The following is a 12,278-nucleotide window of genomic DNA, read 5'->3' as shown; positions in this document are numbered from 1 at the left end:
CAGAACAAGAAGTATTTTATCAAACAGGAGCCTATTTTGCAATACACAAATAAAACCGATAAACAATTAACCTGCATGTTTTATAGTGTATAGGGCAAAAATAGGAAATAGTTTCTATTTATAGCGTTAGGAGTGAATGAAAATGGAAGAGTCGATTGACTTAAGTCAGTACTCCGTTCGAACTGATTTGGCTATTGAAGCAAGGGAAATGGTGATTGCCGGGAAATCAGTGGGGCAAGAGGAAAACCTTTCGCAAATTGAAGGCGTCATTATCAAAGAAAAAGATGTTGACGATATAAAAATTTCATTGGTTGAGGTAACGAAACAAGGCGAAGAGCACCTTGGTAAAAAAGCTGGACGGTATTTAACGATGGAGGTTCAAGGCATCAGGCAGCAAAATACCGAGGTTCAGCAAAAGGTAGAGGAGATTTTTGCCCGAGAATTCGCTTATTTCTTGGAAGGATCAGGTATCAAGAAAACAGATTCCTGTCTTGTTGTCGGTCTTGGTAATTGGAATGTTACCCCCGATGCACTAGGTCCTATGGTCTGTGAAAATTTATTGATTACCCGGCATCTTTACCAGCTTCAACCTGAAAATGTCGAAGAAGGTTACCGTTCCGTTAGTGCCATGTCGCCAGGTGTGATGGGGCTGACGGGGATTGAGACAAGCGATATCATTTTCGGTATTGTTGAAAAGACAAAACCTGATTTTGTTATCGCCATTGATGCGTTGGCATCAAGATCAATTGAAAGGGTTAATTCGACCATTCAAATTTCCGATACTGGAATACATCCTGGGTCAGGCGTTGGTAATAAAAGAAAAGAACTAAGTAAAGAGACCTTAGGCATCCCTGTTATTGCGATTGGAGTTCCAACGGTTGTTGATGCCGTTTCGATTACTAGTGATACCATTGATTTCATTCTGAAGCATTTTGGAAAGGAATTGAGGGAAGGTAATCGTCCCTCTAGAGCGCTTGCCCCAGCTGGAATGAGCTTTGGGGAAAAAAGAAAACTAACGGAAGAGGATCTGCCTGAAGAAAAGCACCGGAAGACGTTTCTGGGAATGATTGGTACGCTGCCAGAGGATGAAAAAAGAAAATTAATTTACGAGGTACTTTCGCCAATTGGGCATAACCTAATGGTAACACCTAAAGAAGTAGATGTGTTTATTGAAGATATGGCCAACTTAATTGCCAATGGGTTAAATGCTTCACTTCATAGTGCAGTCGACCAAGGAAATGCCGGCTACTATACAAAATGAATCGTTACAGGAGCCTACTTGATAAAGCAGAGGCTCCTTTTTCATTCGACCAATTTTTTTGTTCTACCAATTCTAGTAATTACATATGATTTACTAGAATCGTTCATGCGAGGTGGAACTATGAAGAAGGCTAGAACATCAGGCACGTTTTTAATTGTTCAAGGGACAAGCTTACTAAAAATCTTTGCTGCACTATCATTATTTTTGATCTTGGTCTTTTCTATTAGCGGGCTCTTAACCTCGTTAAAGCCGCAATATAGAATTATGTCTGCCTCCGTAAATCAAGCGGCAACAAACGTAAATGGAGAATTGCTCTATCAATTAATGGGCTGGGAAAATCATCATTTTTTAAAAGCGGAAAATAATTGGGCCTCGGCTCCAAAACTAACCAGTTTGGTGTTTAAATTATCAAACAATATCAATCTTGATGATCCTCGAAGCCTTCTTGGAAGAGAACTTCCCGGGTTCTTTCAATTTGATGGAAAAATTCTAGTTGCAGGTGAAGGGACGAATTATACGAATATGCCGATTGAGTCATCACCTCCAATTGATATCATGAAGGCTGAGCGTGAGGCAGCATTGCAGAACTTAGAAGGATTAGATCAACCGACAAAGGAAAATTCATCACCATCGCCAGGACAAACAACCGGTAATCGAAACGTTGTATATGTTTATTTCTCCCATAATCGGGAATCCTATTTACCGTATCTTAAAGGTGTGACAAATCCGAATTTAGCGTACCATTCTCAAATCAACGTCACTAAGATTGGTGATCAGCTAAAATCGAGTTTAGAAGATCGAGGAATCGGAACAGTCATTGATAAAACAGATGTAATGGGGAATTTAACAAAAAAAGGATTGAAAATGCCAAGTGCTTACAAGGAATCTGGTAGTATTGTACAAGCTGCGATGGCCTCTAATCGTGATCTAACCTATCTTATTGATGTGCATCGAGATGCAAAACGTAAAGATCAAACAACCGTTACTATAAATGGAAAACCCTACGCAAAACTCTCATTTATCGTAGGTGGTAAAAATCCAAATTACGAAAAAAATGCGAAGTTAGTAACTGACCTTCATAATCTTTTACAAAGCAAATATAAGGGCCTAAGCTGGGGAGTAAAAATTCAAAATGCTTCTGGTAATAATGGGGTTTACAATCAGAATTTATCTGACAAAGCTATATTGGTCGAATTTGGCGGAGTTGATAATACGTTTGAAGAATTGAATAATTCAGCAGATGCCCTTGCAGATGTGTTTAGTGAATATTACTGGCAAGCAGAAAAAGTGAATCAAGATGATAATCAATCCACTGATAAACAATAGCGGCAGGGGAGCATTTCAAATGAAAATGTTTATGGTAAAAAGTGTGTTTGTTGCAGCACTCATGCTTATCTCCGTTTTAACCGGCATGCAGTTGGCGGGTAATGGGATTCATAAGTTGAAGGGGTATGAAGACCCAAATTTTCAACATGCTGTCTCTATCCATGAAACGAACAATAATATTAGTGCCTCTTTCCTTGGGAATGATGTTTCCAGTCATGATCTCGAGGCGAAAAAGAAAAAGCTAGAGGAAATAAGTGCATTTAATTTCTTCTCTTCGATGGGGAAGAAAATGTCTGACGGAATATCAGGCGCATCGGAAAAAATTATCCATCTCATTGCAGATTAATATGAAATTGCGGCGCCTTTGGTGCCGTTATTTTATTCTAAAAGCATTGATTTCCATCTTTCTCTGCTGATATAATCAAAAATAGTGTATATGTGCGAGAATAGTAGGAGTGAACTACCATGAATAGAGAAGACAGACTGAAACGCCAAGCAAAAATTAGAAATTTTTCGATTATTGCCCATATCGACCATGGGAAATCAACATTAGCTGACCGTATATTAGAAAAAACCAATGCTTTAACATCCCGTGAGATGAAGGATCAGCTTTTGGATTCAATGGATCTAGAAAGAGAACGTGGGATTACCATAAAGTTAAATGCTGTCCAGTTAAAATATAAAGCAAAAGATGGCGAAGAATATATTTTCCATTTAATTGATACACCGGGACACGTCGATTTTACCTATGAGGTATCAAGGAGTCTTGCTGCCTGTGAAGGGGCTGTCTTAGTTGTCGATGCAGCGCAAGGAATTGAAGCACAGACACTAGCGAACGTTTACCTTGCACTCGATAACGACCTTGAAATTTTACCAGTTATCAATAAAATTGATTTGCCTAGTGCTGAGCCGGAACGGGTTCGCAATGAAATTGAAGAGGTCATCGGACTAGATGCTTCGGAAGCGGTGTTAGCATCTGCAAAGGCTGGAATAGGGATAGAAGAAATCCTTGAACAAGTGGTAAAAGCGGTGCCGGCCCCAACGGGAGATCCAGACGCCCCATTAAAGGCCTTGATTTTTGATTCCTTATATGATGCCTATCGCGGTGTTGTTGCTTATATTCGTGTTGTGGATGGTACTGTTAAAGTTGGCGATAAAATCAAAATGATGGCAACCGGAAAAGAGTTTGAAGTAAATGAAGTGGGTGTGTTTTCGCCGAAAGCAACGATGCTGGAAGAATTAACTGTTGGTGATGTTGGCTTTTTAACAGCCTCGATTAAAAATGTCGGTGATACTCGTGTCGGGGATACGATTACAAACGCAAAAAATGGAGCTGTCGAGCCGCTTCCTGGTTACCGAAAGCTAAATCCAATGGTATATTGCGGTCTTTATCCAATCGATACAGCCCGATTCAATGATCTTCGTGAAGCACTTGAAAAGCTGCAATTAAATGATTCCGCTCTCCAATTTGAACCTGAAACCTCACAAGCCCTTGGCTTTGGTTTTCGTTGTGGATTCCTAGGACTGCTCCACATGGAAATCATCCAGGAGCGGATTGAACGGGAATTCAAGATTGATTTAATCACTACCGCCCCAAGTGTAATTTATCATGTCCATATGACTGACGGTTCTGAGGTGAAAGTTGATAATCCATCAAACCTGCCTGACCCGCAAAAAATTGACCGTGTGGAAGAGCCCTACGTGAAAGCAACAATGATGGCTCCGAATGATTATGTCGGTGCAATTATGGAGCTTTGTCAGTTCAAGAGGGGAATTTTCATTGATATGCAATACCAAGGTGAAAACCGGGTCAGTATTGTCTATGAAATTCCATTGGCCGAAATTGTTTACGATTTCTTTGATCAGTTAAAATCAAGCACAAGAGGCTACGCATCCTTCGATTATGAACTGATTGGATATAAACCATCCAGTCTTGTAAAAATGGATATATTGTTAAATGCGGAAAAAGTGGATGCATTAAGCTTTATTGTTCATAAAGATTTTGCATATGACCGTGGAAAAGTAATTGTTGAGAAATTGAAAGAACTCATTCCAAGGCAACAGTTTGAGGTTCCCATCCAGGCTGCAATTGGTCAAAAAATTGTTGCTCGTTCCACAATTAAAGCGATGCGTAAAAACGTATTAGCAAAATGTTATGGCGGCGATATCTCCCGTAAACGTAAACTATTAGAAAAACAAAAAGAAGGTAAAAAGCGGATGAAACAAGTAGGTTCCGTTGAAGTACCTCAAGAGGCGTTTATGGCAGTTTTAAAAATGGATGACAATAACGCAAAAAAATAAAAAACTAGCTGAGGTGAGGACAAGCCCCGATTTAAGGTGGTCCTGCCTCTTTTTATATGGGAAAGGGGCGGAGCGACGCAAGTGGGTAGCTTGGAACACTATATTATTTTTGTAAGGAAGTGGAAACATGATCAAAGCAGCATACCTTCATATCCCATTCTGTGAGCATATTTGCCATTATTGCGATTTTAATAAGGTATTTCTAAAAGGGCAGCCCGTGGATGATTATCTGCAGGCGCTAGACAAAGAAATGAAGTTAACACTTGAACAGGTGCCGACAGATTCATTACAGACTATCTTTGTTGGTGGCGGTACACCAACTTCCTTAAACGAACAGCAATTATATCGGTTCTGTGAGAGTGTGAATCGACATTTGCCCATGAGTGAGTCATTGGAATTTACTTTTGAAGCAAATCCAGGTGACTTAACGAAGGAAAAATTACAAATATTAAAAGATGCGGGAGTCAATCGAATCAGCCTTGGTGTTCAAACCTTTAATGAAACGTTATTAAAAAAAATCGGCCGTACCCATTCGGCGAGGGATGTATATCAAACCATTGATAATGCTAAAACGATTGGGTTTGAAAATATCAGCGTAGATCTTATTTTCAGTTTACCGACGCAAACGGTTCAAGATTTTAAAGAAACGTTAGCAGAGGCATTTACTTTAAATATCACCCATTATTCAGCATATTCATTGATCATTGAACCAAAAACAGTCTTTTATAATTTACTGAAAAAAGGCAAGCTCCCTACCCCGGGTGAGGATATCGAAGCAAGCATGTATGAAATATTGATGGAGGAAATGGAAAAGAACGGTTTTAATCAATATGAAATCAGCAATTTTTCCATACCGGGCTATGAAAGCAGGCATAATTTGACATACTGGAATAATGAATATTATTACGGGTTTGGGGCTGGTGCCCATAGCTATGTGAATGGGATTAGACGATCAAATTCGGGGCCGTTGAAAAGATATATCGAACAAATAAACGCATGTCAGCTACCAGTCTTTGAAGAACATCCAGTAACGAAAGCAGAACAAATGGAAGAAGAAATGTTTCTTGGTTTACGGAAAACAGCAGGCGTTTCAATTCCACATTTTATCGAGAAATTTTCATTGAATCCGCTTGATTTGTTTGAAAAGGAAATTCAGGATTTAGTCAATAAACAATGGATAGAAGTGAAGGATAATCATATATATTTAACTAAAAGTGGCCGTTTTTTAGGAAATGAAGTGTTTCAGGCCTTTTTAGGTGTAATCTAGGTTCTTTTTATTGACATCATATATCCTTTTTTGATAATTTATTAGTATAATTAGCACTCGGTAATGATGAGTGCTAACAGAGGTGATGAATGTTGTTAACAGATCGTCAATTGTTAATTCTGCAAGTTATTGTTGATGACTTTATTCGATCTGCCCAACCAGTCGGCTCAAGAAGCTTGTCGAAAAAGGAGGAAATTTCCTTTAGTTCGGCTACGATTCGTAATGAGATGGCTGACCTTGAAGAGTTGGGGTATATCGAAAAGACACATACCTCATCAGGTCGTGTGCCATCAGAAAAAGGTTATCGGTATTATGTAGATCATTTGTTGCCTCCTCAAGTTGTAAATCAGCAGGATATATCGATTATCAGGTCCATTTTTGCTGAAAAGATTTACGAGTTTGAAGAGATCATTCAAAGATCGGCCAAAATTCTTTCGGAGCTGACCAATTATACCTCGATTGTTCTTGGCCCAGCCGTAAGCATAAATAAGCTGAAAAAAATCCAAATCATTCCGTTGAACAAAGAGACAGCGGTAGCCATTTTTGTTACGGATACAGGACATGTTGAAAATCGAACCTTCTCATTACCAGTCTCTGTGGATGCAAGTGATTTAGAAAAAACGGTGAATATTTTAAATGATCGGCTTTCAGGTGTTTCTTTAGAGAATTTAAACGATAAGATTTATAAGGAAGTAGCGATGCTTTTAAGGCAGCACATTCATAATTATGATTTAATACTGCATACAATCGCTGATTCTTTAAAGATGCCAATCCATGAAAAGCTATTCTTTGGTGGAAAAACAAATATCTTAAGCCAACCGGAATTTCATGATATTTCAAAGATCCGTACACTCCTGATGATGATCGATCAGGAAGAATGGATTTATAATTTAATTCGAAAAGACTCTGCAGGAATCCATGTCAAAATTGGCACGGAAAATAATATTACTGCCATGGACAATTGCAGCCTAATCACTGCCTCCTATGCAGTTGGTCAAGAAAAATTGGGTACAATTGCTATCCTAGGTCCAACGAGAATGGAATATTCACGTGTAATCGGTTTACTCCAATTTTTAAGCAGTGATTTGACTGAAGTCTTGACAAAATTGTATCAAAATAATTAGCACTGGTAATATTGAGTAAGGGTGGAATGCCTTTAATTTCACCCCTTTTACCATGAAAATAGAGTTTTTTTACATGAAACGAACGCTTTAAGGGAGGTGAGTAAGTTGACGAATGAAAAGAATAATACCATTAATGAAGAAGTAGAAATCGAAGTTGAAAATACTGAAAATGTTATACTCACCGATGAAAATGCGGCTGAGGGAGAAGCAACAGAAAATGCCAATGTTGACCCAGTCGTAGAGCTTACGAAAGAAATTCAAATGCTAAATGGTAAGGTAGAGGAAGCAGAGAATCGGTATTTACGACTTCAAGCAGATTTTGATAATTTCCGACGTCGTTCTCGGTTAGATCAAGAGGCGAGTGAAAAATATAGAGCTCAAAAGTTAATTACAGATTTACTGCCAGCGCTTGATAATTTTGAAAGAGCCATGAATGTAGAAGTTGATAATGAACAAATAAAATCATTATTACAGGGAATGGAAATGATCTACCGTAGTCTTTTAGATGCCTTGAAAAAAGAAGGTGTGGAACAAATTGAATCCGTAGGGAAAGAGTTTGATCCCCATCAACATCATGCTGTTATGCAAGGTGAGGATGAGAATTTTGGATCCAATATTGTTACGGATGAACTTCAAAAAGGGTATCTATTAAAAGACCGTGTGATTCGCCCGGCTATGGTGAAAGTAAATCAATAAGTCTACATATATATTAGGAGGAATAGGCAATGAGTAAAATAATTGGTATTGACCTTGGTACAACAAACTCTTGTGTGTCCGTACTTGAAGGCGGGGAACCAAAAGTAATTCCGAATCCGGAAGGAAATCGCACAACTCCCTCTGTTATTGCATTTAAAAACGGTGAACGCCAAGTTGGGGAAGTGGCAAAACGCCAAGCAATTACAAATCCAAACACGATTATGTCGATTAAACGTCATATGGGAACAAATCATAAAGAGAATATTGAAGGTAAAGATTATACACCACAAGAGCTTTCTGCCATTATTCTTCAATATTTAAAATCCTATGCTGAGGATTATCTTGGTGAGCCTGTAACAAAGGCAGTTATTACAGTACCTGCTTACTTTAATGATGCAGAACGTCAAGCAACAAAAGACGCTGGGAGAATTGCCGGCCTTGAAGTTGAGCGAATCATTAATGAGCCTACTGCTGCCGCATTAGCATACGGTTTAGATAAAACAGATCAAGATCAAACGATTCTTGTTTATGACCTTGGCGGAGGTACATTTGACGTTTCAATTCTTGAACTTGGTGACGGAGTATTTGAAGTAAAATCAACTGCCGGCGACAATCGCTTAGGCGGGGACGATTTTGACCAAGTGATTATTGATTATTTAGTGGAACAATTCAAAAAGGAAAACGGCATCGACCTTTCAAAAGATAAAATGGCATTACAACGCTTAAAAGATGCCGCTGAAAAAGCGAAAAAAGATCTATCTGGTGTAACTTCAACACAAATTTCTTTACCATTCATCACTGCGGGTGCTGCGGGTCCACTTCATCTTGAAGTAACTATGTCTAGAGCAAAGTTTGATGAACTATCTGCGAGTCTTGTGGAACGGACAATGGGTCCAACACGTCAAGCACTCAGTGATGCGGGATTATCACCATCACAAATTGATAAAGTTATCCTTGTTGGTGGTTCGACACGAATTCCTGCCGTTCAAGAAGCTATTAAAAAAGCAACAGGTCAAGAGCCACACCGTGGTGTTAACCCTGATGAAGTGGTAGCTATGGGTGCTGCCATTCAAGGTGGCGTTATCACTGGTGATGTTAAGGACGTGGTATTGCTTGACGTAACTCCACTTTCACTTGGTATTGAGACAATGGGCGGCGTGTTTACAAAGTTGATTGACCGTAACACAACGATCCCTACATCTAAATCGCAAGTTTTCTCAACGGCAGCAGACAGTCAAACAGCTGTAGATATCCATGTACTTCAAGGGGAACGTCCTATGGCAGCGAATAACAAAACCTTAGGCCGCTTCCAATTAACTGATATTCCGCCAGCACCACGCGGAATTCCACAAATTGAAGTAAACTTTGATATTGATAAAAACGGTATCGTAAATGTTCGTGCTAAAGACCTTGGTACGAATAAGGAACAACAAATTACGATTAAATCTTCAACAGGTCTTTCTGATGAGGAAATTCAAAAAATGGTAAGAGAAGCAGAAGAAAATGCTGAAGCCGATAAACAGCGTAAGGAAGAAGTGGAGCTTCGCAATGAGGCTGACCAGCTTGTCTTTACAACGGAAAAAACGTTAAAAGATCTTGAAGGCAAGGTAGATGCTTCAGAAGTTACAAAGGCAAATGAAGCGAAAGAGGCATTAAAAGCAGCCATTGAGAAAAACGATCTAAACGAAATCCGTACCGCCAAAGATTCATTACAGGAAATTGTTCAAGCATTAACTGTGAAGCTTTATGAACAAGCCGCACAAGCACAACAAGCGCAGCAGGGTGGAGAAGCTGGAAATACAGCTGCCTCTGATGATGTTGTCGATGCTGAATTCGAAGAAGTTAAGGACGAAAAATAATCGGCTGAGTTAACAACCAAAAAAGTCAAAGTCAGTCAATCGACTTTGGCTTTTTTCTAATATTAGAATTAACATCATTCGACTTTGAGAAAAGTCCAGCTCCAGCGCCCTAGCGGCTAGTGTCCTTCGCTCTCCGCCCTACGATAAGTCAACATCGAATCGCCTCCGGCTCTTCGTGTTTCCTTTATCTCAGTTGGAGTGCTCCGGGCCATACGCCGCTGAACAGGGCGCTTGCGCTTTTTTTATTGCAATAGAACTATTACAGGTGTTAGAATAATCTTTATGTGACAGATTCGGGAGTGGTAATCATGAGTAAACGGGATTACTATGAAGTGCTCGGTGTAAGTAAGGGTGCTTCTAAGGATGAAATAAAAAAAGCTTATCGCAAGCTTTCTAAACAATATCATCCAGATATTAATAAAGAGCCGGATGCGGCTGATAAATTTAAGGAAATCGCGGAAGCATATGAAGTGTTAAGCGATGATCAAAAAAAGGCTCATTATGACCAATTTGGACATACTGATCCAAACCAAGGTTTTGGCGGCGGTGCTGATTTCGGCGGCGGCTTTGGTGGCTTCGAAGATATTTTTAATACGTTCTTCGGTGGCGGAGGCGGTTCGAGAAGACGTGACCCGAATGCGCCAAGGCAAGGAGCAGACCTCCAATACACCATGACTGTTTCCTTTGAGGAAGCAGCATTTGGTAAAGAAACAGATATTGAAATTCCACGTGAAGAAACATGTAATACATGTAGCGGTTCAGGTGCAAAGCCCGGAACAAAACCGGAGACTTGTCAGCACTGCCAAGGATCTGGGCAGTTAAATGTGGAGCAAAATACTCCGTTTGGAAGGATTGTTAATCGCCGTACATGCCATCACTGTAATGGTACGGGGAAAGAAATCAAACAAAAATGTTCAACCTGCGGCGGTAAAGGGAAAGTGCAAAAGCGTAAGAAAATTCATGTCAAAATTCCTGCAGGTATTGATGATGGCCAGCAGCTTCGGATGGCAGGTCAAGGGGAAGCAGGATTTAATGGTGGACCGGCCGGAGATCTTTATGTCGTTTTCCAAGTGCGTCAACATGAGTTTTTTGAAAGAGATGGCGATGATATTTATTGTGAAATGCCTATTACATTTGTTCAAGCATCATTGGGCGATGAAATTGAGGTTCCAGCATTAAATGGAAAAGTAAAGCTGAAAATTCCTGCTGGTACACAAACAGGAAAGAAATTCCGTTTAAAAGGGAAAGGTATTCCGAATGTTCGCGGATACGGTGTCGGGGATCAATACATTATTGTTCGAATTATTACGCCAACTAAGCTTTCAGACAAGCAAAAGCAGCTTTTAAAAGAATTTGCTGAGCTTAGTGGTTCATCTCCCATTGGTGAACATGAAGAAAGTTTTTTCTCAAAAGTAAAACGTGCCTTTAAAAGCGAGTAAGGATTGGAGTTGGTAGAATGAAGTGGTCAGAAATAAGTATCCACACAACAAATGAGGCGATCGAACCTATTTCACATATCTTGCATGAAGCTGGGGCGAGCGGTGTAGTCATTGAAGATCCATTCGAATTGACAAAGGAAAGGGAAGATCAATTCGGAGAAATCTACCAACTCAATCCCGACGATTATCCAGATGAAGGTGTCATGGTTAAAGCCTATTTACCAGTTAACAGTTTTTTAGGGGAGACGGTTGAGGCCATCAAGGATTCGATTAATAACCTTATCACGTATGATATTGACTTAGGTAAAAACGACGTATCCATCAGTGAAGTCCACGAAGAAGAGTGGGCAACTGCTTGGAAGAAATATTATAATCCTGTGAAAATCTCTGAAAAGTTCACGATTGTCCCTACATGGGAGATTTATGAACCTGTCAGCAGTGATGAATTAATTATTGAGCTTGATCCCGGTATGGCTTTTGGTACAGGGACACATCCGACAACTGTTATGTGTATTCAAGCACTAGAAAGAACTGTTCGGCCCGGAGACCAGGTGATCGATGTTGGAACTGGTTCTGGTGTGCTCAGTATTGCTGCAGCAATGCTTGGTGCCGAGAATGTCAGGGCCTACGACCTTGATGAAGTGGCTGTAACATCCGCTAAGTTGAATATTAAGCTTAATAAGGTTAGTAAGACGGTAACCATTGCCCAAAACAATCTTTTGGATGGTGTGGCTGAAAAATCCGCTGATGTGATTGTAGCGAATATTTTAGCAGAAGTAATCGTTAGATTTACGGACGATGTTGCCAATGTCGTAAAGCCGGGCGGAACCTTTATTGCCTCTGGGATTATTCAGCAGAAGAAAGATTTGGTAAAAGAGGCACTTGTGGCTGCTGGATTTGATATTATCGAAACCATTCTTATGGAAGATTGGGTTGCGATAATTGCTAAAAGGAAATAATGAAGGAAAAAAAGGGGTGTTAGTAGCCCCTTTTTATTTTTCAATC

10 protein-coding genes are annotated in these 12,278 nt (G+C 39.8%); all 10 read left to right on the top strand.

The window, feature by feature from the left end:
• Positions 1-142 precede the first annotated feature (142 nt).
• The 10 genes from gpr to prmA all read left to right on the top strand — a co-directional run bounded on the left by gpr (position 143) and on the right by prmA (position 12,232).
• Complete coding sequence (gpr, locus tag G6554_RS03065; protein ID WP_166238632.1) at positions 143-1,261, top strand: GPR endopeptidase; 1,119 nt, start codon at positions 143-145, stop codon at positions 1,259-1,261.
• A gap of 120 nt (positions 1,262-1,381) precedes the next feature.
• Positions 1,382-2,587: a stage II sporulation protein P gene (gene spoIIP / locus G6554_RS03060; protein WP_166238630.1), complete on the top strand. Its 1,206-nt coding sequence runs from the start codon at positions 1,382-1,384 to the stop codon at positions 2,585-2,587.
• 19 nt (positions 2,588-2,606) lie between these two features.
• Entirely contained in the window at positions 2,607-2,933 is a 327-nt protein-coding gene (locus G6554_RS03055; RefSeq protein ID WP_166238628.1) for a DUF3679 domain-containing protein, read from the top strand.
• Between the two features lie 119 nt (positions 2,934-3,052).
• Positions 3,053-4,888 (top strand): translation elongation factor 4, encoded by a 1,836-nt coding sequence (gene lepA / locus G6554_RS03050; protein WP_166238626.1) that lies wholly within the window; start codon positions 3,053-3,055, stop codon positions 4,886-4,888.
• Between the two features lie 127 nt (positions 4,889-5,015).
• Positions 5,016-6,155: a radical SAM family heme chaperone HemW gene (hemW, locus tag G6554_RS03045; RefSeq protein ID WP_166238624.1), complete on the top strand. Its 1,140-nt coding sequence runs from the start codon at positions 5,016-5,018 to the stop codon at positions 6,153-6,155.
• A gap of 92 nt (positions 6,156-6,247) precedes the next feature.
• Positions 6,248-7,279: a heat-inducible transcriptional repressor HrcA gene (gene hrcA / locus G6554_RS03040; RefSeq protein WP_166238887.1), complete on the top strand. Its 1,032-nt coding sequence runs from the start codon at positions 6,248-6,250 to the stop codon at positions 7,277-7,279.
• A 105-nt stretch (positions 7,280-7,384) separates the two neighbouring features.
• Positions 7,385-7,975 (top strand): nucleotide exchange factor GrpE, encoded by a 591-nt coding sequence (gene grpE, locus G6554_RS03035; protein ID WP_166238622.1) that lies wholly within the window; start codon positions 7,385-7,387, stop codon positions 7,973-7,975.
• A 29-nt stretch (positions 7,976-8,004) separates the two neighbouring features.
• On the top strand, positions 8,005-9,834 hold the full coding sequence (gene dnaK / locus G6554_RS03030) for a molecular chaperone DnaK (protein WP_166238620.1): 1,830 nt from the start codon (positions 8,005-8,007) through the stop codon (positions 9,832-9,834).
• A 308-nt stretch (positions 9,835-10,142) separates the two neighbouring features.
• Positions 10,143-11,273, top strand: a complete 1,131-nt coding sequence (gene dnaJ, locus G6554_RS03025) for a molecular chaperone DnaJ (protein ID WP_166238618.1) — start codon at positions 10,143-10,145, stop codon at positions 11,271-11,273.
• Positions 11,274-11,290: 17 nt separating this feature from the next.
• The gene (prmA, locus tag G6554_RS03020) at positions 11,291-12,232 is read left to right on the top strand and encodes a 50S ribosomal protein L11 methyltransferase (RefSeq protein ID WP_166238616.1); all 942 of its coding nucleotides are present in this window, start codon (positions 11,291-11,293) and stop codon (positions 12,230-12,232) included.
• Positions 12,233-12,278 lie beyond the last annotated feature (46 nt).

The sequence above is a fragment of the Bacillus sp. MM2020_4 genome, from assembly GCF_011250555.1.
Lineage (GTDB): Bacteria > Bacillota > Bacilli > Bacillales > Cytobacillaceae > Neobacillus.
Note: the sequence above shows the minus strand (reverse complement) of the source record. Positions and strands in the feature narration are given on the sequence as shown.